The sequence below is a fragment of the Streptomyces cyaneofuscatus genome (assembly GCF_000718135.1).
GTDB classification, from domain to species: domain Bacteria; phylum Actinomycetota; class Actinomycetes; order Streptomycetales; family Streptomycetaceae; genus Streptomyces; species Streptomyces cyaneofuscatus.
In genome coordinates this window covers 59,715-84,271 of sequence record NZ_JOEM01000017.1, presented here as the reverse complement: position 1 = coordinate 84,271, position 24,557 = coordinate 59,715, and the positions used below count along the sequence as shown (strand labels likewise).

Below are 24,557 nucleotides of genomic sequence, written 5' to 3'. Positions count from 1 at the left end.
CCCCCGGTGACGTCTGACCAGACCACTCCGCCCGTCACCGCCCTCCCCGTCGCCGACGCCCGCCGGACCCGCGCGGAGATCCTCCGCCGCCTCCGTACGCACCACCGTCGGCTCGGGGTGGCCCTGCTCACGCTGCTCGGCGGTACGGCGGCGACCCTCGCCACTCCGCCGCTGCTCGGCGGGATCGTGGACGCCGTGGCGGAAGGTTCCGGGCGAGGACAGTTGGCGGCGCTCGGGCTCGCGCTGGTGGGCGCCACCGCTGTGGGGGCCGTCCTCGCCTACGCGGGCGGCCGGATGCTGGTGGCGCTCGTGCAGGAGGTGCTGGCCCAGCTCCGCGAGGACGTCTTCGAGACCGCCGTCCACCTCCCCGTCAACACCCTGGAGAGCAGCGGCAGTTCCGATGTGGTCTCCCGGGTCACACGCGATGTGGAAGCGGTCTCCGAAGCAGCATCCGACGTCCTCCCCGAGGTGACGCACGCGAGCTTCACCATCGGCCTGAGCCTGGTGGGCCTCGCCGTGCTCGACCTCCGCCTCGCGCTCGCCGGGCTCGTCTGCCTGCCCGTCCACGTCTACGCCACCCGGCAGTTCCTCCGCCGCTCGCACCGCGTGTACGGGGACATCCGGAGGCTGGAGTCGGCGCGCGGGCAGGTGGTCGTCGAGGCGGTGCGCGGGGCCGAGTCCATCGTCGCGTACCGCACCCAGGGCCACCATCTCGACGATCTGGCCGAACGCAGCGTCCGCGCCATCGAGCGGCAGCGCGACGGGGTGAAGCTGCGCAACCGGTTCACGGGGCTGCTGAACGCGGCGGAGTTCCTCGGTCTCGCCGCCGTCCTCGTGACCGGCTTCGCGCTCTTCGGCTCGGGGGCCGTCACCCTCGGCGCCGCCACCGCCGCCGCCCTCTACTTCCACCGGCTCTTCGGCCCGGTCGGGGCGCTCCTGGGCAGCCTGGACGACATCCAGCGGGCCACGGTGGGGCTGTCGCGCCTCGTCGGGATCACCGACCTGGGGGGCCGGCACCCCGTACGCCCGGAGAGCGAGGCACGGGACCCCGGGCGCCCGGACATCGACGTGAAGGGCGTCTCGTACGCGTACGACGGCACCCGCCCCACCCTGCGCGAGGTCACGCTCCGCGTCCCGGCGGGCACCAGCCTCGCGCTCGTCGGTGCCAGCGGCTCGGGCAAGTCCACGCTGGCCCGGCTCGTCGCGGGGATCGGCACCCCGGACCGGGGCAGCGTCACCGTGGGAAGCCCCGACGCCCCGGCCTCCCGCTATCTCGTCACCCAGGAGGTCCACCTGTTCGGGGGCACCCTGGCCGACAACCTGAGGCTCGCCCGGCCCGGCGCCACCGACGACCAGCTCAGCCACGCCCTGCGCGAGGCCGGGGCCGACTGGGCGCTGAACCTGGAGGACGGTCTGGACACCGTCCTCGGCCCGGCCGGCACCCCGCTCGACGACGGGTCCGTCCAGCATGTGGCGCTCGCCCGGGTCCTGCTGGCCGACCCGCCCGTCGTGGTCCTGGACGAGGCCACCGCCGAATCGGGCCCGCAGACCCGCACCCTCCTCCAGGGTGCCCTGGCCCGGGTCACCGCGGGCCGCACCTGCGTGGTCGTCGCGCACCGGCTGGAGCAGGCACGCCTGGCCGACCGGGTCCTGGTCCTGCGGGGCGGCGAGGTGGCGGAGCAGGGGACGCACGACGAGCTGCTGGCCGCCGGGGGCGCGTACGCGGCGCTCTGGGCGGCGTACCACCGCACCGGGCGGGACGACGACGGGGCGCCGCCGGTCAGCCCGTGACGATCCCGGTGACGAGGTTGATGGTGGTGGCGAGGATGCTGGCGCCGAACACGTACGACAGCAGGCAGTGCCGAAGGGTGACCGCGCGGATCTCGGTGGTGGAGACGTTGGTGTCGGAGACCTGGTAGGTCATGCCGAGGTTGTAGCTGAAGTAGAGGAAGTCGACGTACTTCGGGCTGTCCCGGGAGTTGAAGTCGATGCCGCCCTCGGTGGGCAGGTAGTAGAGGTACGCGTACCGGGTGGCGTACATCAGGTGGAGCGAGGCCCAGGCGGTGAAGACGCCGCCCAGCGCGATGGCCGCGGCGGCGTGGCTGAGGTCGGAGTCGCTGGTCAGGAGCAGGACGACGATGCCGACGAGCCCGCAGACGGCGGCCGCGACGACGACCAGCTCTTCGAGGACGGGCCGGAACTCCTCGCGGCGGACGTTGTGGTGGGTGGTGGCCGCGTCCATGGGCCAGAGCGCGATCCACCCGGCCACGACGAAGATCGTCTCGGCGGCGGCGATCCCGGCGAGGATCCCGAGCGGCGCATGGGTCAGCAGACCGGTGACCACGCCGGCGACCACCCCGAGAACCGCCGCGACGACGAGCCGGGGGACGGCGGAGAGCGCGGGGCGGTGGGCCAGGGGGCTCAAGCGGGATCACCTCGGCGGATCGGCGGTTCGACTCCCGTACGAGCGTCATCCCACTCCCCCGGGCCATCCTCCGCACCTCGCCGCAGGCCGAGTGGCGTACGGGAAGGCCCCTGCATAGCCTGCGAGGGAGCCCCGTTTCGTCCACTCATGCCCGAAAAGAGTCGCAGGTCGCATGCGACCGGGCCGAAAGGTCGAGAGCCGTGAGCACCAGCCACCACGATCAGGACCGCCCGGACCCCCGCGACGAGCAGGAAGACCCCCTGGGGCACAGCGTCGGCCCCGTCCCCGAGGGCGATCCGCGGTTCCGCCCCTACCACCACCCGGCCGCCGGCTGGGGCGCGGCGGAGAGTGTGACCCGGTTCCTGGCGCGCGAGCACTCCCCGGTGGACGGTCCGCGGGCCATCCTGAAAATGAACCACGAGGACGGCGGCTTCGACTGCCCCGGGTGCGCCTGGCCAGACGACCTCAAGGGCCTGCACCTGGACATCTGTGAGAACGGGATCAAGCACGTCACCTGGGAGATGACCCGCAAGCGGGTCGGGCGGGAGTTCTTCGCCGCGCACTCGGTGACCGAGCTGTCCGGGTGGAGCGACTACGACCTGGAGAACCAGGGCCGCCTCACCGAGCCGATGGTCTACGACCCCGCGTCGGACCACTACGTACCGATCAGCTGGAAGGACGCCTTCGAGGTCGTCGGCTCCGCCCTGCGCGGCTTGGACGACCCGAACCAGGCGGCGTTCTACACCTCCGGCCGGCTCGGCAACGAGGCCACGTTCCTCTACCAGCTGATGGCCCGCGAGCTGGGCACGAACAACCTGCCCGACTGTTCCAACATGTGCCACGAGGCCAGCGGCCGGGCCCTCACCGCCTCCCTCGGTACGGGAAAGGGGACGGTCGACCTCAAGGACTGGGAGAGCGCCGACGCGCTGTTCATCCTCGGGGTCAACGCGGCCTCCAACGCACCCCGGATGCTCACCGCCCTCTCCGAGGCCCACCGGCGGGGCGCGCAGATCGTGCACATCAACCCGCTCGTGGAGGCGGCGGCCACCCGCACCATCGTCCCGCACGACTTCAAGGACATGGCGCTCTTCAAGTCGACGCCGACCAGCACGCTCAATCTCCAGCCGCGCATCGGCGGGGACATGGCGCTGCTACGGGGCATGGCGAAGGCGGTCCTGGAGCAGTCGGCGACCGATCCCAAGGCCCTGGACCAGGAGTTCATCGACCGGTACACCACGGGCTTCGCGGAGTACCGGGCGCTGTGCGAGGCGACGTTGTGGGAGGAGATCGAGACCCAGTCGGGGCTGAGCCGCGCCGATGTCCTCAAGGCGGCACGGGTGTACGGCGAGGCGGACCGCTCCATCGTGAGCTGGTGCCTGGGCCTCACCCAGCACGAGCACGGCGTCGACACCGTACGGGAGATCGTCAACCTGCTGCTGCTCCGCGGCAACCTCGGCCGGGAGGGCGCCGGCCCCTCCCCCGTACGCGGACACAGCAACGTCCAGGGGAACCGGACCTGCGGAATCGACCACCGCCCCACCGACGCGTTCCTGGACCGCCTCGCCGAGGCCTGCGGAATCGACCCGCCCCGCGCACACGGCCTGGACACCGTCGGCACGATCAAGGCGATGCGGCGCGGCGAGATCAAGGTGTTCGTGGCGATGGGCGGCAACTTCGCCATGGCGGCGCCCGACACCCCGGCCACCTTCGCGGCGCTGCGCTCCTGCGACCTCACCGTCCAGGTGAGCACGAAACTCAACCGGAGCCATCTCGTCCACGGCGGCCGGGCCCTGATCCTGCCGTGTCTCGGCCGGACCGAGAAGGACCATCAGCGCAAGGGCGTGCAGTCCACCTCCGTCGAGGACTCGATGAGCATGGTCCACCTGTCGATCGGCATGAAGCGCCCGGCGTCGCCGCGCCTGCTCTCGGAGCCGGCCATCGTCGCCGGGATGGCCCGCGCCGCCCTGCCGGACAGCGCGACGCCCTGGCACTGGTACATCGAGGACTACGACCGGATCCGCGACACCATGGCCAAGGCCCTGGACGGCTTCGAGGACTTCAACCGGCGGGTGCGCCTGCCGCTCGGCTTCCGTATCCGGCAGCCCGCCCGTGAGCTGGTCTTCCTCACCCCGTCCGGGCGCGCCGAGTTCTCCACCGCCGGCCTGCCCGACGTGGTGCCCGCCGCCGGCACGCTGGCGCTGGGCACGATGCGCTCGCACGACCAGTGGAACACCACCATCTACTCCGACAACGACCGCTACCGGGGCATCAAGAACCTGCGCACGCTCGTCTTCATGAACCGGGCCGACATGCGCGAGCGCGGCATCACCGACCTCGGCCCCGTCGACATCACGAGCACCGCGAAGGACGGCAGCCGACGCCGTCTCAACGGCTATCTGGCGATCCCGTACGACATCCCGCGCGGCTGCGCAGCCGGGTACATGCCCGAGATGAACGTGCTGTGCGCGCTCGGCGACTACAGCACCCAGAGCGACCAGCCGATCATGAAGCACGTCAAGGTGACGATCGCTCCCGCCGCCTGAGCGGCACATTCGCGGCCATCAGGGGCACAACACACCAGGCCGGGCAGGGTTTCTGAGGAATCCTCATTTACCGGCCGGTAGAGAGCTATGCGACGCAGGTCGCCCACCTCTACCGTCGGGGCAGCGCTCCGGGTCCCGCCGATGTCGGTGAGCTGCCGACCGGGCCCCGGGGTCCCGCACGTCTCCCGCCCCAGGAGGTCCGATGCCCCCAGCCCCTCGCCGCTTCCCCCGCAAGCTCTCCGCCCTCGTACTCGCCGCCGCTCTGGGAGCCGCGGCTCTCGGCGCCCCCTCCCCCGCATCGGCCGCGCCGGCCGCCGCGGAGGCGGACTACCTCATCGGGCGCGGCATCGCCGACGTCACCGGGGAGGCCGCCGAGACCGGGATGATGGGCTACTCCAGCTTCGACCAGAAGACCTCCGGCATCCACCAGCGGCAGAGGTCACGCGCGTACGTCGTGGCCGACCGGGCGACCGGCAAGCGCGTGGTCTACGTCAACGCGGACCTCGCGATGATCTTCCAGTCCGTACGGCAGGGCGTCCTCGCCCGCCTCCAGGAGAAGTACGGCAGCCTGTACGGAGAGGAGAACGTCCTCCTCTCCGCCACCCACACCCACTCGGGCCCCGGCGGCTACTCCCACCACGTCGCGTACAACCTCTCCGTGCTCGGCTTCCAGAACGGCACCTACCGGGCGATCGTCGACGGCATCGCCGAGTCCGTCGCCAAGGCCCACGACGACCTGAAGCCCGGCACCATCAGCCTGGGCACCGGCACCCTCACCAACGCCAGCGTCAACCGCTCCCGCGCGGCCTTCGACCGCAATCCGGCGGCCGACCGGGCGGCCTTCCCCGACGGAATCGACCCGGCGATGACCGTGCTGCGGTTCCGGCAGGGCGACAAGGACGCGGGCGCGATCAGCTGGTTCGCCACCCACAACACCTCGATCACCAACAAGAACACCCTCATCAGCCCCGACAACAAGGGCTACGCCGCCTACGCCTGGGAGCACGACCACGAGGGCGTGCGCTACCTCGACAACACCCCCGGTTTCGTCGCCGCGTTCCCGAACACCAACGCGGGCGACATGTCCCCGAACCTCAACCTGAAGCCCGGATCGGGGCCCACGGAGGACGAGTTCGAGAACACCCGCATCATCGGTGAGCGCCAGCTCGACAAGGCCCGCGAGGTCTACGCCGGTGCGCGGCCGGTAACCGGCGGGGTGGACGCCCGCCTCACCTACGTGGACATGGAGAACGTCACCGTACGCGGTGCGTACACGACGGACGGCAAGGAGCAGCGGACCTGTCCCGCCGTCGTCGGCGCCTCCACCCTCGCGGGCAGTGTGGAGGACGGCCCGGCGATCCCCGGCTTCGAGGAGGGCATGCGCACCCCGGTCGCCTCCATCATCGACGCGCTGCGGATCGACACCCCGTCCTGGCTCGCGACCTGCCAGTACCCGAAGGCGAGCCTGGTCCCCACGGGCCTGCTGAGCAACGTCCACCCGGTGACCCCGAAGATCCTCCCGCTCCAGATCATGCGGATCGGGGAGCTGTACCTGGTGGCGGGCCCGGGCGAGTTCACGATCACGGCCGGGCTCCGGGTCCGCCGGACCGTGGCCCAGGAGCTCGGGGTGCCGCTGGAGCGGGTGCTGCTCCAGGGGTACGCCAACGCGTACAGCCAGTACGTGACGACACCGGAGGAGTACGACACGCAGAATTACGAGGGCGGCTCCACGCTCTACGGCCGCAACACGCTCCCCGCCTACCAGCAGGAGTACGCGCGGGTCGCGGCCTCCCTGCGCCAGGGCTCCGCACTGGACCGGGGCACAGCGCCGCCGGACGAGTCGGCCCGGCAGTTCACCTTCCAGACCGGCGTGGTGTACGACAACCCGCCGCTCGGCAGATCCTTCGGCTCGGTCCTGAACGCACCGGCCTCCTCGTACGCACGCGGCTCCACGGCGACCGTCGAGTTCGCCACCGGACACCCGAAGAACAATGTGCGCCGGGGCGGGACGTTCCTGGAGGTCCAGCGCCTGGAGGCCGGGAAGTGGGTGCGGGTGCTGGACGACGGTGACTGGGAGACCACGTACCGCTGGACCCGGATCAACGGTCTGACCGGTACGTCGAAGGCCACGGTCACCTGGGACATCGGGCCGGACGCCGCCCCCGGCACGTACCGGATCGTGCACCACGGGGACGCGAAGAACCTCCTGGGGAAGATCACCCCGTTCACGGGGACGTCCCCGACGTTCACCGTGACCGGGTGACCTGAGGTCACGGACCGTGGTGCGGGCGGCACGGACAGGCCGCCCGCACCACGGCTCCGACCGGCCCGGAACCGCGGCCCACCACGGGTTTCCGTACCCGAGATGCCGGGCCCCCGCCCCGGGTCCATGCTGGTGGCATGGGTGACCAGGCCGGCCCCGAGCCCACCGTGTCCGTCCAGCGGGACCTCCGGTTGCTGGAGGCCGCCGGGGCACACCCGACGGGCGCCCCCGCCGAGCAGCTGGCCCGGGAGGCCGAGCTGCCCGAAGCCGTTGCCGAGGACCATCTGCACGCCCTGGCCGAGGACGGCTACCTCGACGAGCTGGACGACGGCGCCTTCACCCTCGCCGACCGGGGCCCGTCGCCGGGCGCCGGATTCGGTGACGGGACGTGGACCCAGAGCATCCGCCCGCTCCTGACATCCCTGCGCGACGGCCTCTCCGCCGCCGCCTACCTGACGCTGTACGACGAGGGGGAGATCCGGGTCCTCCAGATCGTCGACAGCCCACGGGCCCCCCGCGTCGACCTCTGGGTGGGCTTCGAGGACGCCGGGCACGCCACCGCGCTGGGCAAGAGCGTGCTGGGCGGGCTCGACGAGGAGGCCCGCGCCAACTACCTCTCCCGCCACCCCCTGGCCGACCTGACGTCCCACACCATCACGCGCCGCGAGGAGCTGATCCGGGAGCTGGACGCGTCACCGCTGGCACCGCTCTCCATGGACCGGGAGGAGTACCGGCGCGGCACGACGTGCGTCGCCGTACGCGTGTACAGCGGCGACCAGGTCGGCTCGCTCGGCATCTCCTTCCGCTCGGACCGGATGTACCGGACCAGCGAGGTCAAGGCCCAGCTGCTCTCCTCGGCACTGCGCGTCACCCGCAGGCTGACGCTCCCGGAGTGACCCCGGCACGTCCTCAGTGGGCCGGTTCCGCGGCCGTCAGTCGTGGAAAGTGCCCAGAGGCAGCAGTGGGGCCCAGTCCCGCAGGGGCCACTCCCAGGCCCCCTCCAAGGCCAGAAGCCTCGTGCTCGCCAGGTGGACCGCCCGGCTGAGAGGTGTGCCGGCGGTGCTCAGCGGCTCCAGCACCCATTGGGCGAACTCGTCGCCGTCCGGGGTGTCGCCGTACTCCCCCACGGTGGCCAGCACCTCCACCGAACCCGTCACCAGGGCGAGGGTCGCGATGGTGACGGGTTCGGTCATGGCCTGGCCGGGGACACCGCCGCCCCAGCACGTGAAGAGATAGAAGCGCTGGGGTGGGGTGCCGTCGAGCAGGTCCGCGGGCAGCAGCCAGCTGCCGGGTTCCAGCTCCAGGTAGTGGCCTGGCCCTACCGCCGGACGGCCGTGGCACAGCACGACGACGGTGTGGGCATCGGCGGCCAGGACGGATGAGATCTGCGAGGCGGTGGCCGGCAGGTCGAAGGTCCACCGTCCGTCAGCCCTCAACTCGGTGAGCCTCAGGCTTTCCATCCTGGGGTTGCGCCACAGGCACGAGGGCTTGTCGACGGGCCGGGCGGGGCCGCGCCGGACCAGCACGCGCTGGATGACGAGCGAGGGGCAGACAACGTACTCGGTGCTCTCGGCCAGCAGCCGGCGGGGACCGACGGGGACGGCCCCCCAGGGAACGAGCCAGAGTCCGCCGGCCGGGACCAGGAGCAGCCGCGGAACGGCAGCGTCCGCGAGCGCCCGCCGCAGCCCTTCGGGCAACAGCTCGCCGAGGACCGTCACATCGGCGGGGCGCAGTGAGCTGTGCTCCTGGCTGTCGGACCGCACCACGGCCAGCAGCCTGGTGCAGGCATCGCTCAACTCGACGCTGTCCAGTCGGCTTTCCCCCTGCTCGTCACGCCACAGCCGGTGGAGCAGCCGGGGATCGTCCGGGTCGATCACCAACTGGAGCAGATGGCAGCGGTCCGGTACCGCGGCCAGCAGATCCGCGCCTTCGTCGGCGGGTGGCAGGTAGACCGCCGCCAGCAGGTCCTCGACAGCCGCGCGCGCCGGTTCGCGCACCGTGTCCCCGATCGCGAGGCTGCCCATCATCACGGCGACGCGCTGCTGCCGTGGCGTGTCCGGCGGCAGCTGCATCCCGCCCGCACCAGGCGCGCGGCGCTGGGCCAGCCAGCGCTCGTCACTCCTGACCAGGAGATCCTGCAGGAAGACCAGACGGCCGGCGACGCCGGCCGGGACCTCCCGCGTCGCCAGACCGGCGAGCCGCCGGCCGGCCAGTCCGTCGGCCACCACCACGAACGACTCCGGCGCCCCGGCCCGCACCGCCGCGCGCAGAGCCGAGGCGTACACCGGGCCGAAGCGTTCGCGGTACTCCTGTTGCACGCCTGCTTCGCGGTGGGCCGCCCGGTACTCCTCGATCGCGAACACGGCGGCGACCCGGTCCCGCACCGCCTGCGCCCGGCCGGACGGGTCCCCCAGCCTCTCCCGGCATTCTGCGAGCTTCTCGAGGGCGTTGCAGACCCCCAGCAGGTCCCCGGTCTCCCGGTAGGCGGCCGCGGCCTTCTCGAAGAGCACCACAGCTGCGGACCAGTCCCGGCGGGCGCGGGCCACCCGCCCGAAATTCTGCACTGCGTGCGCCTCGGCCGAGGCGAGACCATGTGCCTGGGCGATCGTCCAGGCGTCGCGGTAGCGCGCTTCGGCCTCGTCCGTCTCGTCCACATGGAGAAGCAGATCCCCCATGCTCTCCAGCACATTGACCGTACCGACGGGGTCGTCGAACTGCCCGAAGGCCTTCGCGGCGACCACCAGCCACGTACGGGCGATCGGGAGGCGCCCGGCCCGGTGGTACAGCACTCCGATGCGCTGGGCCGCGTGGGCCTGGCCGGTGACGGAAGCGACATCGACGTACAGCGCGTGCGCCTGCTGGTGGATCTCGATCGCCCCCGTCACGTCACGCGACCGCTCCGCGCACTCGGCCGAGCCGAACAAGGCGTTCGCCTCGTAGAGCGGATCGCCGATGCTACGGGCCAGTTCCCTCGCTTCCCCGTACATCTCCCGGGCCCGCTCGACGGAGTGCTGGTTCAGTGCCACATGCCCCAGCCCGGCCAGCGCGCGCAGCCGCCCGAAGCGGTACCCGCAGGCGTCGGCGCGGCGGAGCGCCAAGTCGTACTGCGCGATTGCCTCTTCGACCTCTCCTCGCGCCCGGTGCACATCTCCCGCGCCGATCAGCGCATTGGTGACGGTGAGTTCGTCGTAGGGGCCGTCGATGAGTTCGCGGCACAACGCCGTGGCGTGGGCGAAGCGCCCGGCGTGCACCGCGTTGTCGATCTCGGTTTCCGCGGTGAGCGCCTGGTTCCAGAGTTCGGCGGTCACCGGGGCGGGAACACCGTACGGCTCGGCCGGGTCTGTCAGGTGACGGTAGCGGCACCTGAGCGCGATCGCTCCGGGAGGCCGGCATTCCACCGGAATGCGCCTGCGCTCGGCCGAACTCCGTTGCCAGGCGGCGAAGATCAGTTTCGACGAGGGGTGCCGGGTGATGTCGCCCCGGTAGGCGTCGCCGCCGTTCACCGGTGCCTACCGAAGAGGGAACTGTCGGTCATGAACGTATTCTTGACCCTGCGCGTCCCCGTTGGGCCACCCTGTCGAGGAGAGCCGGATGAGCAGCAACCCCGAACCGGTCGTCGCCGGGGTCGAAGAGCTCTACTTCAGCGTCCCGGTCGCCGGATCCGACCGCCGGTGGGAGCCGGCCGGCCATGTGCTCTTCGGAAGGGCTGATGTGTTCCGGCCCGACGGCCCCACCCTGGCCCGGTTCGCACGGCTGGTCGACTCGGACACCTGGGAGTATTCCTATGTCGTGTTCCCGGTCACTCTTGAACCGCTCAAGCAGGGGCGCTACCAGCAGGTGAGCATCAGCGCCGAATTCGCCGGTCCGGGCATCGAAGCAAAGCACGACAGCGGAGCGGAGCGGCACCTCCACGGAGGGGCGGCACCGGCAAGAGGGGTGGGGTCCTCCCAGGTGACCTGGGTGCTGGAACCCCCCGGTGGTGAGGGACACCTCCGGCCCGAGGGGCATCAACTCGGCTGCCTGCTGCAACGGCCGAAGGGAACCGTGGCGAGCGAGGTCGTGATCGAGGTGTCGGTCACCGTGACACGAGGTCTGACGAAGCTGCAGGACTGGGTCGCGACCATGAAGGAACCGCAGAGGTACCGTCTCACCTTTGCCGGAGAACCCGAAGAGTTCGTGCGTCTGCCCGGTGGGGGCGGCGAGGAGGAGGGGCTCAGCCCTGTGGTGCATACGGCTGTGCGCACGCCGGAGTTGCCCGCCCCGCGGAACCGGACGGTGATCGTCTTCCACGGTCGGGACCACAGGGCCCGGCGCGAGTTGTTCACCTTTCTGCGTACCATCGGCCTCGATCCCCGCGAGTGGACGGAAGTCCTGAGCCTCACCGGGCAGGGGGCGCCCTACGTCGGCGATGCACTGGACGCGGCGATGGAGGCGGCCCAGGCATTCCTGGTGTTCATGACACCGGACGATGTCGTGTATCTGAAACCGGAGCACGGTGACGGCCCGGACGACTGGGAGCTGCGGCCGATGGGCCAGGCACGCCCCAATGTGCTCTTCGAAGCAGGGCTGGCCTTCGGCCGGTTCCCCGACCGCACCATCCTGGTCGAGTTCGGAAAGGTCCGCCCGCTCAGCGATCTGGGCGGCCGGTACGTGGTCCGGCTGACCGACTCGTCCCGGAGCCGGCAGAGATTGGCCATGCGGCTGGAGGCGGTCGGCTGCCCGGTCAACCTGAGCGGCACGGACTGGCATTCGGCGGGGGACCTGACCCCGCCCTCCTCCGAGAAGCCGGCGCCGCCGGAGGCCTCGGCCGCATACGGCCGGCCACCGCGAAGCCCGGAGCCTCCGGCGGGGCGCCCGTCGGCGGAGGGCCGGAGCGCACCCGTCACCTTCGACAAGGTCGTCGCCAAGCCGGACACCTTGGGCAACCACGTCGTCTACGGCGAAGTCCTCTCCCCCACATCGGATGTGTCGTTCCTGTCCATCGACGCGACCTTCTACAGCACGAGCGGGGAGATCCTCGGCACCGCGCAAGGGGCCGTGTCGGGGCTAGCAGCCGGCAGCCCGAAGAACTTTCAGCTCATGACGTTCGAGGACGTAGCGGGCTACGCCCACATCCGCGTGCAGGTCGGCACCCAGTTGTCCTGAGCCCCGTCCCCGGTGACACTGAACCCATGACCGGAGGGCCGGCGCCCCGCAGACAACCCACCCCGCAACCACCGCGACCTGCGCCTCCGTCCCGTGTCGACAACAAGGTCGACATCGGATACGGCCCGGTGGTCCAGGCCGGGATCATTCATGGGGGCGTCCATCTGCACGCCCCTGCCCCCGCCCGCCCGGCCCCGCTTCCGCCCCGGCAGATTCCTCGGGAAAGCGGACCGCTCGTCGGGCGGGATCGCGAACTCGCCACCCTGGATACCGCCCTGGCGGCGGGCGGTATCGCCCTGATCACGGGGATGGCGGGCATCGGCAAGACCGCACTGGCCCTGCACTGGGCGGGACGGGTGCGGGAGGAGTTCCCGGGCGGTCAACTGTACGTAGACCTCCAGGGGTTCGGCCCGGGCGAGCCACTGAACGCCCATGACGTGCTGGCGGCGTTCCTGCGGGCCCTCGGCCAGGCCGACCCCGACAAGCTCGCGACGACCGCCGAGCGAGCGGCCGCCTTCCGCACCCTGATCGCGGGCCGCCGTGTGCTGGTCCTCCTGGACAACGCGAGCCGGGTGGAACAGATCCGCCCGCTGCTCCCCGGCGGCGGGGACTGCGTGGCGATCGTCACCAGCCGGGCCCGTCTGGCCGGTCTCGCGGTGCACCACCAGGTCTGCTTCCTGCCGCTGCGCCTCCTGGGCGAGAGCGACGCGCTGGCTGTGCTCGGGGCGTCGCCCGGTGACCACGCGGACGACGCGGGAAGTACCCGCGCGCTGGCCCGGTTCTGCGGTGGACTGCCGCTCGCCCTGAGGATCGCGGCCAGCCGGGCCGCGGAGAGCGGCGCCGAGGACGGCGCGCGCTTCGGCGGGTCCATGGGGACGGACACCCGGCTGGACTTCCTGGACACCGGGAACGACGGCGGCTCCGCGCTGCGTACGGTGTTCTCCTGGTCCTACCGGGCGCTGTCCGAAAACGCGTCCCGGGCCTTTCGCGTGCTGGGTGTCCACCCGGGCCCCGGCATCGACGTGTTCGCCCTGGCGGCGGCCACCGGCACCACGACCGACGACGCCGCGACAGCCCTGCTCGCCCTGGTGCGGGGGAACCTGCTCACCGAGACCGGCCCCGGGCGGTTCGAGGCCCATGACCTGTTGCGCGCGTACGCGGGTGAGCTCTGCGCGGCGGAACGCGACACGGTCCTGGCCCGGCTGTACGACTACTACCTCGGGGTCTCGGACCGGGCGGACGACCTGGTGGCGCCGATGCGGTTCCGCGTCCCGCTCCACCGTCCGGCCGCGCCCGGGCCGGAGCTGGCGAACCCGGCCTCGGCCCTGTCGTGGCTGGATACGACCCTGCCCACGCTGACCGCCCTGTGCACGTCCGGCGACGAGCGGTACGACGACCGTCGCTGGCGGCTGGCGCATGCCGTCAGGGGCTACTTCTACTTCACCAAGCGTCTGGACGCCTGGATCGCCACCCATGAGGCCGCTCTCCAGGCGACCCTCCGGCTGGGCGATCGCCGGGCCGAAGCGCTGACCCGCACCAACCTCGGGATGGCACTGGTCGCAGCGGGCCGGTCCGGCGAGGCGGAGCAGCACTACAGGAGAGCCCACGACCTCTTCGGCGAGCTGGGCGACCGACGCGGCCGGGCGGGTGCGTCGGCCAACATCGCGTCGGTCCTCCGCCGGCGCGGCGCGCTGCCCGACGCCCTGGCCAAGCAGCGCGAGGCCCTCGCGTACTACCGGCTCGACGCATCGGACCGGCACGTGTGCATCACCCTGCGGACCATGGCGAGTGTGGAGACCGACCTGGGCCGGTTCGCCGACGCGGTGGCCCATGTCGAGGAGGCGATAGGGATCGCGGTGCGTCTGCAGTTGCATCTGGAGGCCGCACAGGGGTTCAACAGCCTGGGGATTCTGTACCTGCGCCGGGGCGAGGCGGGACGTGCCGAACACGCTCACGGCCAGGCCGTCAGCCACAGCAGAGCAGCGGGGAGCGCCCACCAGGAGGCGACGAGCCTGCGCAGGCTCGGCACCGCAGCCCTCGCCTCGGGCGACCGGGTGCGGGCTGCGCGCTGGTGGGCTCTCGCCGCACGGCTCTTCCAGGAGATCGGAGCCGCCGAGGCGGAGCAGGTCGCTTCGGACCTGGCGTCCTTGACCGGCCGTGAGCTGCCGGGGAGGACGCCAGGTTCCTGAAGGGCGCCTGTCAGCTCACTCGGCCATCTCGTACGCCCCCGACAGCTCCGCCACGCGCTCCCAGATCCGTGCCGAACGCTCGGCGTCCACGACCGGACGCCGTACGGCCCCGAGCGCCCACTCCTGCTGCACCTCGGTGGCGGAGTCCTTGCCGTGGAGTTCGACGGCGTGCGCGGAGAAGTCGCGGACGAGGACGGCGAACAGCTCGTCCAGCAGCTCCTCGTCCAGGCCGGTCAGCCGGGCCTGCTCCAGGATCAGCTGGCCGTGGACGACGAGGGCGAAGAGCTGGCCGACGGCGAGGAGGAGGTCGAGGTCGCGGCTCTGCTCCTCGTCGGGGGCGGCGGTCTCGACGAAGGTGCACAGTGCGTCGGCCTGCTCGCGGAAGCGGGCGACGTTCGCCACCTCGGCGTACGCGTCGAAGGCCGGGCGCCAGTCGTGGAACCGTACGGCGCCGAGACCCCGGGCCGGGCCCTGTCGGAACAGGAAGTCGTCGTCGGCCGCGTCCAGGCGGGACGGGACGGCCGGGTACTCCGCCGGGTTCAGCAGGTGGTTCCGCATGAACTTCAGGATCAGGGCGAGGTTGACGTGGACCGTGCCCTCCAGCTTCGGCAGGCCCCGGATCTCGATGGCGGCCTGGGCGAAGTAGTTGTCCTTCTCGAAGCCCTTGGCGGCGATGACGTCCCACATCAGGTCGATGACCTTCTCGCCCTCCGTGGTCACCTTCATCTTCGTCATCGGGTTGAAGAGGAGGTAGCGGCGGTCGTCGGGGCCGGCCGAGCGGAAGTAGTCGACGGCGCGGTCGCTGAACAGCTTCATCCCGACGAGCCGGACGTACGCGTCGGTCAGCTCGCGGCGCACGTGCGGGAAGGCGGTGACGGGGCGGCCGTAGAGGATACGGTTGCTGGCGTGGGTGACGGCCTCGTACATCGCGTGCTCGCAGATGCCGATCGAGGCCGTGCAGAGGTTGAACTTGCCGACGTTGACGGTGTTGAGCGCGGCGTCGAAGGCGGCGCGTCCCGTGTGGAGGATGTCGGCGGGCGCCACCGGGTAGTCGTCGAGGCGGAACTCGCTGACGAACTTGGAGGAGTCGACGACGTTCTTCACCAGGTGGTAGGCGTCGTGGCGGCTGTCGGCGGCGAAGAAGACATAGCCGTCGGGGCCTTCGACATCGGTGCGGCGGCCGAAGACGGAGACGAGACCGGCGGCGTTGCCGTTGCCGATGTAGTACTTGGAGCCGGAGGCCAGGAAGCCGCCGTCGCCGGAGGGCTCCAGCAGCATGTCGGTGGAGTAGATGTCGGCGCCGTGGGTCTTCTCGGAGAGGCCGAACGCGAACACCTCACCCTGGGAGAGGAGTTCGGCGGCCCGGGCGCGGGCGTCGGCGTTCTCGCTCTGCCAGACCGGGCCGAGGCCGAGGACGGTCACCTGCCAGGCGTACCAGTAGTCGAGCCCGTAGAACCCGAAGATCTCGTTGAGCGCGGCGATCCGGGCGGTGTCCCAGCGCTGGTCCTCGTTCCCGGCGGCGGAGGCAGGGGTGAGGAACGTGGCGAAGAGGCCCTCCTTCGCCGAGAAGGCGAGGAAGTCGCCCAGCCAGGCGCGCGAGCGGTAGTCCTCGATCAGCCGGCGCTTGCCGCGCTCCTCGAACCAGTCGACGGTGGCGCGCAGCAGCCTGCGGGTCTCCGGGTCGAAGTGCTGGGGGTCGTAGGTGCGCGGGTTGAAGAGCACGGACGCGGACTCAGCCATGGAGGTTGCCTTCCGGGAGGGTCGAGGGTGTGTTCGGCGGTGGTTCGAGGGTGTGTTCGGCGGTGGTCACGGAGGTGGCGGCCGGGGCCGTCAGGCGCCGGGGCCCGTCGGTCGGCCGGCCAGCCGGTGGAGGGTGTCGAGTACGTCGTCGAGCCAGGCGATCGTCATGCGCTCGTACGCGATGCCGCCGCGCAGCACGACGTGCTGGAGCTCCTGGCCCGCGTCCGGGGGTGCGGGCGCCTGCGGCCCGGTGAAGTCGCGCACCTCTCCGGCGAGATAGTGGGCGAGGCGGTCCCGGTGGACCTGGCGGTGGCGCTCGACCTCGCGGACCAGGGCGGCCGGGTCGTCGAAGGCGGCGCCCCGGATCTTGACGGCGAGGTCGTGGCGGAGGCTCTCGGGCTCGATCGGCTTGTGCAGCCACTCGGCGAGGGCGGCGCGGCCCGGGCCGGCGACGGAGTACTCCTTCTTGTCCGGCCGGCCCTGCTGCTCGACCTCGCGGACGACGAGCCGGCCGTCGGCCTCCATACGGCCCAGCACGCGGTAGATCTGCTGGTGGCTGGCGGTCCAGAAGTGGCCGATGGACCGCTCGAACCGGCGGGCCAGCTCATAGCCGGAGCCGGGTTTCTCCAGCAGGGAGACGAGAATCGCGTGTTCGAGCGCCATACCGCGATCCTTCTATGCAACTCGTTGCATAGACAAGTCGCCGGGGCCTGGTGAGACACGGCTCACCCGGGCTACGCCGCGCTCGGGCCCCGGGGACAATGGGTCGCGCGCCCACCATCCACCTGCCGTATCAGGAGAACCACCGCCTTGTCCCAGCACACCACCCACGCCGGCCACCCCGACCTCCAGGCCGACTGCGGGAACTGCTTCGGTCTGTGCTGCGTGGCGCTGCCCTTCGCCCGCTCGGCGGACTTCGCCGCGGACAAGGCCGCCGGGACCCCCTGCGGCAACCTCCAGGAGGACTTCGGCTGCGGGATCCACGAGCGGCTGCGCGAGCGCGGCTATCAGGGCTGCACGGTGTTCGACTGCTTCGGGGCGGGCCAGAAGGTCTCCCAGGTCACCTTCGGCGGCCGCAGCTGGCGTGCGGAACCGGACTCCGCCCGCCAGATGTACGAGGTCTTCCCCGTGGTGCGGCAGCTGCACGAACTGCTGCGGTACACGGCTGAGGCCCTGGACCTGGCGGGCGCCAAGGCGGCCCACCGCGACCTGCGTGGCGCCTACGACCGGCTCGACGCCCTGACCCGGGACACCGCCGGCACCCTCCTCGCGGTCGACGTACCGGCCCTCCGCGCCGAGGTGAACACCCACCTCCTGCGCGCCAGTGAGCTGGCCCGCGCCGCCGTCCCCGGCCGGAAGAAGAACCACCGGGGCGCCGACCTCTTCGGCGCCCGGCTGCGCGGCGCGAAGCTGCGCGGGGCCACCCTGCGCGGCGCCTGCCTGATCGCCGCCGACCTCTCCGGCGCCGACCTGCGCGACGCCGACCTGATCGGCGCGGACCTGCGCGACGCGAACCTGACCGGCGCCGATCTGACCGGCGCCCTCTTCCTCACCCAGCCGCAGCTGAACGCGGCCCGGGGCGACGCGGCCACCAGGATCCCGGGCGCGCTGCGGCGGCCGGGGCACTGGGCCGCCTGAGCCACGGGCCACCCGGCCGACGGCAAAGAGGTCCGTTTCGACCCCGTACGCAGGGGCACCCAGCTGCCATGACCAGCAGCGAACAGCCACAGGACCCCACCCACCTCCACCCCCGCCCCGACTTCCCGCAGCAGGACCAGGAGCACCCCGGCTGGACCGGCCCCATGGATCCGCCGCCCGATCACGGCGAGGACTCCTACCGGGGCTCGGGCCTCCTCACCGACCGGAAGACGGTGATCACCGGGGGCGACTCCGGTATCGGCCGTGCGGTCGCCCTGGCCTTCGCGCGCGAAGGCGCGGACGTGCTGCTCACCCACCTCCCCGAAGAGGAGGAGGAAGCCCGGGAGACCGCCCGCCTGGTGGAAGCGGCGGGGCGGACGGCGGTGACCGTCCTCTGTGACATCCGGGACGAGAAGCAGTGCCGTGCCCTCGTCGAGCGGGCCGTCTCCGACTTCGGCCGCATCGACGTGCTGGTCAACAACGCGGCGTACCAGATGTCCCAGCCCGACGGGATCGCCGCGATCTCGACCGAGCAGTTCGACCGGGTGGTGCGGACCAACCTGTACGGGATGTTCTGGCTCTGCAAGTCCGCCCTGCCGCACATCCCGGCGGGTGGCTCGATCATCAACACCACCTCGGTGCAGGCGTACAAGCCCAGCCCCCACCTGCTGGACTACGCCATGACCAAGGGCGCGATCGTCACGTTCACGCAGGGGCTCGCCCAGATGCTGGCCTCCGACGGGATCCGCGTCAACGCGGTGGCCCCGGGCCCCGTCTGGACACCGCTCATCCCGGCGACCCTGCCGGACACCAAGGAGTTCGGGAAGCAGAGCCCGCTGGGCCGCCCCGCGCAGCCCGCCGAGATGGCGCCCGCCTATGTCTTCCTCGCCTCCGCGAACGCCTCGTTCATCACGGGCGAGATCATGAACGCCACCGGCGGCACACCGCTTCCCTAGGAGGCCTCCTCCCCGGCCTCTTTCCCGGCCGCGGCCTTGGCCGCGCGCCGGTCGAGGTACGCGGTCACCGGGGTCGCCGCCACCCCGTGGACGACCACGGAGATCAGGACGGCGAAGACCACCACCGCCCACATCTCCCGCTCGTACCGCCCGAAGCCGCCCTCCCCCAAGGCGTAGGCGAGGTAGAAGAACGAGCCGATGCCCCGGATCCCGAAGAAGGCGGTGGCCGCCCGCTCGGTCGGAAGCCCGGGGCCCCGCAGCTGGGCGAGCCAGCCGATGGCCGGGCGGATGAGGACATGCAGGGTGACGCCTATGGCCGCGCCCCGCCAGGTGAGTGCGGCCAGGCCGCCCGAGGCGACGAACGCGCCCACGGCGAAGAGGAGCAGGGCCATCAGTAGGCGTTCGACCTGCTCGACGAAGCCGTGCATCACCTTGTTGTAGCCGTGGTCGCGCTCGGACCTGCGCAGGGCGCACGCGGTGGCGAAGACCGCGAGGAAGCCGTACCCGTGCAGGGCCTCGGTGACGCCGTACGAGAGGAACATCGCGGCCAGCGCCACGAACCCCTCGCCGTGTTCGGCGAGCCGCAGCGACTTCGCCCGGGCCCGGAAGAGCACCCGCCCCAGCAGGAGCCCGATGGCGATGCCCGCCGCCACACCCACCCCGATCCGCACGAGCACATCGCTCCACGCCCAGTGCGTCAGCCAGCCGCCGGTCCAGCTCTCCCCGGCCGCCGCGAGGGCGACCGCCGCGAGGACGAAGGGGAAGGCCAGCCCGTCGTTGAGCCCGGCCTCACTGGTCAGCGCGAAGCGGACCTCGTCCTCGTCCTCCTCGTCGTCGGACGGCTCCCCCACCCGCACCTCGGAGGCGAGAACGGGGTCCGTCGGCGCGAGGGCCGCGGCCACCAGGAGCGCGGCGGAGGCCGGCCAGCCGAGCAGCCACCAGGCGGCGATCGCCGTCGCCCCGATCGTCAGCGGCATCGCCACCCCGAGCAGCCGCCAGGTGGCGGCCCAGGACCGCCACCCGAAGGGGCGGTTGATGGCCAGGCCCGCCCCCATCAGCGAGGTGATCACGCAGAGCTCGGTGAGGTGTTGCGTCCAGACACGGTCGGCGACCGGGTCGACCTCGGGCAGCGGCAGCGGCGTGAGGTAGAGGAGCACGCCGGCGGCGAGGAACACCATCGGTACGGAGACCGGCAGACGGGAGAGCAGCCGGGGCAGCGCGGCGGCGAGGAAGGCTCCTATGCCGAGGCACCCGTACACCGCACCCACGGTGGTGATCGCCACGTGAGGCCTCATCATTCTCTTCATGTCCGGCCGGCCGCCCACTGCGGTCCGGTCCGGGGGCGGGCCGCGAGGCCACCGCCGGGAGTTTCTCCCGGCTCAGGCCAGATTCCGGGGGACGGTCTCGTTCCAGGTGCGGGAGAAGACCCGGCGGCCGTCCTCGTACCCGTCCAGGGTCGCGTCGACGGTGAACGTGTCGGCGCTGGAGGTGAGGACGGTGCTCGTCTCGACCCGTACGTCCCAGCCGGGCCGGGAGAACGTCATGGTCCACGCCGAACGGCCGCTCAGGGAGGCGAAGTCGTCGGCCACGGAGGTGTACCTCTCGCAGGCCCGCAGCCCGACCTCGATGCCGTTGTCCTCGTACCGCTGGCGGCCCCGGTCCTTCACGATGTCGAGGGCGGAGTGGTAGTCCACCAGGCTCCTGGACACGTTCCAGGCCTGCTCGGGCTCGGTGAGCCGGGTGACCGGGGGCGGCCGGCACCCCTCCGGTTCCCCGAAGGACGCCTGGGGCATGCCGTCCGGCTCCTCGGTGGGGCGTACCGGCAGGGTCAGGGCGGCGCCGTCCTCGTGGATGGTGAGCAGGGCCGGCTCCGGGGCCGGCCAGACCAGGGGCCAGTACGAGGTGGAGAGGGAGAGCCGGATGCGGTGCCCGGGCGGGAAGGCCTGCGCGACCCCGTTCAGCGTGATCCGGGCGGGGTAGCGGCGGCCGGGCTCCAGCGGCTCGGGGTGTTCGTCGCTCTCCCGGTGGGTCAGGTTCAGCACGCCGTACGTGACCCGGGTGGCGCGGCCGTCCGGGGCGACGTCAGAGATCCGGGCGGTGACCTGGGCGACCGGGGCGGAGGCGGAGACCTCCAGGTCCACGGAGGGCGAGCCGAGGATCTCCACCCGCTCGGTGAGCGGTTCGGTCTCGAAGACCAGGGAGCCGCCGTCCTCCTCGCGCTGGTCGTAGGGCAGGTCGGGCGGAGCGTTGTAGGAGGCCCACTTGCCCGCGAATTGGCCGACGGAGAGCGGCGACTGCACCGTACGCGTACGGCCGCGCGGGAGGGCTTCCTCCTCGTCCGCCGCCACGATGGTGGCGCCGCGCAGCGGGTGCACCACCTCCTTGATCTGCGGGGACGGCCAGGAGGGTTCGGCGACCCAGCGGCCGGGGCGCTCCTCGTACGACGTGGAGGGCGGGACGCTCTCCTGCATCCAGGTGCGGAGCATCGGCCCGTCCATGACCCCGTTGTCGACGCCCTTGAGCCAGTGGTCCCACCACTTGACGACCTCCTGGAGGTAGCCGATGGCGGGGCCGGGTTCGCCGAGGTGCGGCAGCTTGTGCGACCAGGGGCCGATCAGCCCCTTGCGGGGCACGTCGACGCCGGCCAGCAGCCGCGTGACGGCGTTGGAGTAACCGTCCGCCCAGCCGCTGGAGGCGAGGACCGGGCACTGCAACTGCGCGTAGTCCTCGCTGAGCGAGGCGTGCTGCCAGTACGCGTCGCGGTGCGGGTGGCGCAGCCACTCCAGGACCCAGGGGCGGGCGGACTCCAGCCTCTCCCGCCACATGTCCCGCCACCGCTCCCCCACCACTTCGGGGTCGGGCGGGCAGGTGGCGTAGGCGAACATCGTGCCGGCCTCGGCGAGGTTGTCGGAGAGCATGGCACCACCGAGGTAGTGCATGTCGTCCGCGTACCGGTTGTCGGTGAACGAGGCGATGACGATGGCCTTCAGGCTCGGCGGCCTGCGCGCCGCCGTCTGGAGCGCGGCGAAGGCGCCCCAGGAGATGCCCATCATGCCGGTGTTGCCGTCGCACCAGGGCTGGGCGGCGACCCAGGCCAGCACCTCTTCGGCGTCGCGCTGCTCCTGCTCCAGGTACTCGTCCAGGAGCACGCCCTCCGACTCCCCGGTGCCGCGCAGGTCCACCCGTACGCAGGCGTAGCCGTGGCCCGCGATGTACGGGTGGTGGATGGCGTCCCGGGTGGAGGTGAGGTCGTTCTTGCGGTACGGGATGTACTCCACGACCGCGGGCACCGGCTCCCCGTCGGGCAGGACGGGCCGCCAGATCCTGGCCGACAGCCGCACCCCGTCCGCCATGGGGATGGTGACGTGGTCCTCGACCTCGGTCTCGTGAGGGAGTTGTTCGACGAATCGCATACGGGTGGCAGGGTCCTTCCTGACGTCGGGTCCGGTGGGGGCGGGTACCCGGGACGTCACGAAGAATTCCGGCCGCGCCCGCCCGGTTCGGTCTCGTCGAAGCTCAGGCCGAGGGCCGCGACGCAGGCGTCGAACTTGCGGCGCAGGTCGTCCTCGTCGTCCCCGCCGGTGAAGATGTGGGCGACCTCGTAGCTGTAGCTGTCCTGACCGTGGACGGTGGAGAGCTTCTGGCCCTCGGCGGGGACCATGTCGATGTGGACGCCCGGGATGTCCCGCTCGATGGCGGCGATCTCCTCGGCGGTCGGCACCTGGTGGACGCGTCCCTCACCGAACCAGCGGTAGTACCACTTGGCGGCCACCTTGTAGCGGCCGCCGCCCGGCGGGAGGGCCGGGTCGCCGCCCAGGGCGAGACGGAACATGCGGTGGTGGTTGGGCACGCCGTCGACGAAGTGGAACATCTCCGCGTGCGACTGGGAGTGCCGGGGGTTGATCTCCAGCAGGCTGACGTCGCCCGTCTTCGGGTCGTAGAAGAACTCGATGCTGAAGGTGGCGTTGTCCATGCCGATCTGCCGCATGGTGCGTTCGCTGACCTGGTGCAGCTGCTGGATGACCGGGGCCGGGAGGGTGCTCGGGTACTGGTGGCGCAGGAAGGACGAGGAATCGGGGTAGTTGATCGAGTCGAGCACGCCGTAGACGGTGACCTCACCCCGGTGCACATATCCCTCGACGGCCACCTGAATTCCGGTCATGGCCTCTTCGGCGAGACAGACCTGGCCGCCCACGCCCGCCATCTCCGGCGGGAGTTCCAGAAGATCGAGTATCGCCTCGAAGGGCTTTCCGACCCGGGCTATGCCCCCGCGTATCTCCGCGACCGCCGTCCGGAACTCCTCCATGTCCGAGACGCCGAAGGCCAGCTCGGAGGAGTAGGCCAGGGCGGGCTTGAGCCACATGGGGAAGCTCATCCCCTCCGGCGGCTGCGGATCGTCGCTGTCGAGGTCGACGATGCCGAAGCGGGGGTGTTGGTCGATGACCTTCTGCTGTTCCAGCCTGCTCCAGTACTTGTGCTCGCACTTGACGACGGATTCGAGGCTGGTGCTGGTCGTCCCGTACTCCTTGCTGAGGAGGGGGACGAGGGTGCTCGTCGGGAAGTCCCAGTAGCCGACGATCGCATCGATGCTGCCCTCGTGCGCGTCCAGCACGGCGCGTGCCCGGGTCAGCAGTTCGTCGACGGTGGTGGCGTCCTCCTGCAGTTCCTTGACGCTGAGGAGCGGGTGGAGGCGGAAATCGTCGGCGTCCGGAACGGCCTCCAGCGTGCGCAGGTTGGCCTCGTCCATTCCGATGATGAAAATGTTCTTGCGCTGATCTCGGGACACAGGGATTCCTCTCGTAGGGCGGCGGGGTTCTGCGCCGTCTACCCGTGTGCGGAGGTTCAAACGGAAACGGCCGACGCGGGAGAACTCCGGACCACTTCCGTTCGGGGCATTCCTCGGCGCCCGCGCGTACCGGGGCGCTTGACGGGGCACCAGTGTCGCCGTGCCCGCCGGCCGGCACGCCTCCCCCGCCCCGCAGCTCGAAGGAGACACCCCGTCATGCGCGCACTCGCCCTCGTCTGTACGTTGAACCCGTCACCGGCCCGATCCAGCAGCCAGCACCTCGCCGAGCAGGTCATGAGCGAGTTCGACCGCCACGGGGTACAGGGCGAGATCGTCCGGATCGCCGACCACGATGTCCGCCCGGGTGTCGAGGTGGACATGGGCGACGGCGACGCCTGGCCCGCCATCCGGGAGAAGATGCTGGCCGCCGACATCCTGCTGATCGCCACACCCATCTGGCTCGGCCACCCCTCCAGCCTCTGCCAGCGCGTCCTGGAGCGGCTGGACGGGGAGTTGTCGGAGACCGACGACCAGGGCCGTCCCCTCGTCTACGGCAAGGTCGCGGCCGTGGCGGTCGTGGGCAACGAGGACGGGGCCCACAAGGTGAGCGCCGACCTCTTCCAGGGACTCGACGACGTCGGCTTCTCCCTGGCGCCTGGGGCGGTCACGTACTGGGTCGGCGAAGCCATGCAGGGCACCGACTACCAGGACCTGGACGAAACGCCCGAGACCGTCGCGTCGACGACCCGGGCGCTCGCCGCCAACGCCGTACACCTGGCCAGGCTGCTGGCCGACGCCCCTTACCCGGCGTCGTCCTGATCCGGCGCCCTGATCCGGCGCCCCTGAGCCGGCGCCCCTGAGCCGGCGGGTGG

16 protein-coding genes are annotated in these 24,557 nt (G+C 71.5%); 9 read left to right on the top strand and 7 right to left on the bottom strand.

Features of this window, described 5'->3' with window-relative positions; translation table 11 throughout:
• Nucleotides 1-6: 6 nt before the first annotated feature.
• A complete protein-coding gene (locus tag IF17_RS0126335) occupies nucleotides 7-1,791 on the top strand; it encodes an ABC transporter ATP-binding protein (protein ID WP_030570662.1) in 1,785 nt (594 codons plus the stop codon).
• Here the strand turns inward: IF17_RS0126335 and IF17_RS0126330 are convergent.
• Nucleotides 1,781-2,425, bottom strand: coding sequence for a DUF1345 domain-containing protein (locus IF17_RS0126330; protein ID WP_030570659.1), 645 nt, complete (start codon nucleotides 2,423-2,425; stop codon nucleotides 1,781-1,783). The two genes, IF17_RS0126335 and IF17_RS0126330, sit on opposite strands and share 11 nt — an antisense overlap.
• Before the next feature lie 260 nt (nucleotides 2,426-2,685).
• On the opposite strand from IF17_RS0126330, the gene IF17_RS0126325 reads away from it, so the two are divergent.
• From IF17_RS0126325 to IF17_RS0126315, 3 genes are all read left to right on the top strand, one after another.
• Nucleotides 2,686-4,968 carry an FdhF/YdeP family oxidoreductase gene (locus tag IF17_RS0126325; protein WP_030570656.1) on the top strand — a complete coding sequence of 761 codons (2,283 nt, stop codon included), beginning with the start codon at nucleotides 2,686-2,688 and terminating at the stop codon, nucleotides 4,966-4,968.
• Between the two features lie 202 nt (nucleotides 4,969-5,170).
• Entirely contained in the window at nucleotides 5,171-7,231 is a 2,061-nt protein-coding gene (locus tag IF17_RS0126320) for a neutral/alkaline ceramidase (RefSeq protein ID WP_030570653.1), read from the top strand.
• Between the two features lie 137 nt (nucleotides 7,232-7,368).
• Nucleotides 7,369-8,127: an IclR family transcriptional regulator gene (locus tag IF17_RS0126315; protein ID WP_030570650.1), complete on the top strand. Its 759-nt coding sequence runs from the start codon at nucleotides 7,369-7,371 to the stop codon at nucleotides 8,125-8,127.
• Between the two features lie 36 nt (nucleotides 8,128-8,163).
• Here the strand turns inward: IF17_RS0126315 and IF17_RS0126310 are convergent, their stop codons facing one another.
• Nucleotides 8,164-10,734 (bottom strand): CHAT domain-containing protein, encoded by a 2,571-nt coding sequence (locus IF17_RS0126310; RefSeq protein ID WP_030570648.1) that lies wholly within the window; start codon nucleotides 10,732-10,734, stop codon nucleotides 8,164-8,166.
• Between the two features lie 88 nt (nucleotides 10,735-10,822).
• On the opposite strand from IF17_RS0126310, the gene IF17_RS1000000139910 reads away from it, so the two are divergent.
• Nucleotides 10,823-12,376: a TIR domain-containing protein gene (locus IF17_RS1000000139910; RefSeq protein ID WP_051884126.1), complete on the top strand. Its 1,554-nt coding sequence runs from the start codon at nucleotides 10,823-10,825 to the stop codon at nucleotides 12,374-12,376.
• Between the two features lie 26 nt (nucleotides 12,377-12,402).
• The gene (locus IF17_RS01000000136705; protein WP_106980235.1) at nucleotides 12,403-14,565 is read left to right on the top strand and encodes a tetratricopeptide repeat protein; all 2,163 of its coding nucleotides are present in this window, start codon (nucleotides 12,403-12,405) and stop codon (nucleotides 14,563-14,565) included.
• A 15-nt stretch (nucleotides 14,566-14,580) separates the two neighbouring features.
• On the opposite strand, the gene IF17_RS0126295 is transcribed toward IF17_RS01000000136705, so the two are convergent.
• Both IF17_RS0126295 and IF17_RS0126290 read right to left on the bottom strand, forming a co-directional pair.
• Nucleotides 14,581-16,305 carry an acyl-CoA dehydrogenase family protein gene (locus IF17_RS0126295; RefSeq protein ID WP_030570641.1) on the bottom strand — a complete coding sequence of 575 codons (1,725 nt, stop codon included), beginning with the start codon at nucleotides 16,303-16,305 and terminating at the stop codon, nucleotides 14,581-14,583.
• A 90-nt stretch (nucleotides 16,306-16,395) separates the two neighbouring features.
• Nucleotides 16,396-16,968, bottom strand: coding sequence for a PadR family transcriptional regulator (locus IF17_RS0126290; protein WP_030570638.1), 573 nt, complete (start codon nucleotides 16,966-16,968; stop codon nucleotides 16,396-16,398).
• A 147-nt stretch (nucleotides 16,969-17,115) separates the two neighbouring features.
• Between IF17_RS0126290 and IF17_RS0126285 the strand changes: the two genes are divergently transcribed.
• Together IF17_RS0126285 and IF17_RS0126280 are read left to right on the top strand one after the other, a co-directional pair.
• Nucleotides 17,116-17,943: a pentapeptide repeat-containing protein gene (locus IF17_RS0126285; protein WP_030570635.1), complete on the top strand. Its 828-nt coding sequence runs from the start codon at nucleotides 17,116-17,118 to the stop codon at nucleotides 17,941-17,943.
• Between the two features lie 68 nt (nucleotides 17,944-18,011).
• The gene (locus IF17_RS0126280; protein WP_030570632.1) at nucleotides 18,012-18,899 is read left to right on the top strand and encodes an SDR family oxidoreductase; all 888 of its coding nucleotides are present in this window, start codon (nucleotides 18,012-18,014) and stop codon (nucleotides 18,897-18,899) included.
• On the opposite strand, the gene IF17_RS0126275 is transcribed toward IF17_RS0126280, so the two are convergent.
• From IF17_RS0126275 to IF17_RS0126265, 3 genes are all read right to left on the bottom strand, one after another.
• Nucleotides 18,896-20,194: a cation:proton antiporter gene (locus tag IF17_RS0126275; RefSeq protein ID WP_030570629.1), complete on the bottom strand. Its 1,299-nt coding sequence runs from the start codon at nucleotides 20,192-20,194 to the stop codon at nucleotides 18,896-18,898. The genes IF17_RS0126280 and IF17_RS0126275 overlap by 4 nt on opposite strands.
• An 84-nt stretch (nucleotides 20,195-20,278) precedes the next feature.
• Nucleotides 20,279-22,312, bottom strand: coding sequence for a CocE/NonD family hydrolase (locus tag IF17_RS0126270; RefSeq protein WP_030570626.1), 2,034 nt, complete (start codon nucleotides 22,310-22,312; stop codon nucleotides 20,279-20,281).
• A gap of 56 nt (nucleotides 22,313-22,368) precedes the next feature.
• Nucleotides 22,369-23,646, bottom strand: a complete 1,278-nt coding sequence (locus IF17_RS0126265; RefSeq protein WP_417159441.1) for an ATP-grasp domain-containing protein — start codon at nucleotides 23,644-23,646, stop codon at nucleotides 22,369-22,371.
• A 255-nt stretch (nucleotides 23,647-23,901) separates the two neighbouring features.
• On the opposite strand from IF17_RS0126265, the gene IF17_RS0126260 reads away from it, so the two are divergent.
• Nucleotides 23,902-24,504, top strand: coding sequence for a flavodoxin family protein (locus tag IF17_RS0126260; RefSeq protein WP_030570621.1), 603 nt, complete (start codon nucleotides 23,902-23,904; stop codon nucleotides 24,502-24,504).
• Nucleotides 24,505-24,557: the final 53 nt, after the last annotated feature.

Excerpts from the sequence above, each read along its gene's own strand:
- IF17_RS0126320 (WP_030570653.1), top strand. The coding sequence starts at position 5,171 with ATGCCCCCAGCCCCTCGCCGCTTCCCCCGCAAGCTCTCCGCCCTCGTA.
- IF17_RS0126315 (WP_030570650.1), top strand. The coding sequence starts at position 7,369 with ATGGGTGACCAGGCCGGCCCCGAGCCCACCGTGTCCGTCCAGCGGGAC.
- IF17_RS1000000139910 (WP_051884126.1), top strand. The coding sequence starts at position 10,823 with ATGAGCAGCAACCCCGAACCGGTCGTCGCCGGGGTCGAAGAGCTCTAC.
- IF17_RS01000000136705 (WP_106980235.1), top strand. The coding sequence starts at position 12,403 with ATGACCGGAGGGCCGGCGCCCCGCAGACAACCCACCCCGCAACCACCG.
- IF17_RS0126295 (WP_030570641.1), bottom strand. The coding sequence starts at position 16,305 with ATGGCTGAGTCCGCGTCCGTGCTCTTCAACCCGCGCACCTACGACCCC.
- IF17_RS0126290 (WP_030570638.1), bottom strand. The coding sequence starts at position 16,968 with ATGGCGCTCGAACACGCGATTCTCGTCTCCCTGCTGGAGAAACCCGGC.
- IF17_RS0126280 (WP_030570632.1), top strand. The coding sequence starts at position 18,012 with ATGACCAGCAGCGAACAGCCACAGGACCCCACCCACCTCCACCCCCGC.
- IF17_RS0126275 (WP_030570629.1), bottom strand. The coding sequence starts at position 20,194 with ATGAGGCCTCACGTGGCGATCACCACCGTGGGTGCGGTGTACGGGTGC.
- IF17_RS0126270 (WP_030570626.1), bottom strand. The coding sequence starts at position 22,312 with ATGCGATTCGTCGAACAACTCCCTCACGAGACCGAGGTCGAGGACCAC.
- IF17_RS0126265 (WP_417159441.1), bottom strand. The coding sequence starts at position 23,646 with ATGGACGAGGCCAACCTGCGCACGCTGGAGGCCGTTCCGGACGCCGAC.
- IF17_RS0126260 (WP_030570621.1), top strand. The coding sequence starts at position 23,902 with ATGCGCGCACTCGCCCTCGTCTGTACGTTGAACCCGTCACCGGCCCGA.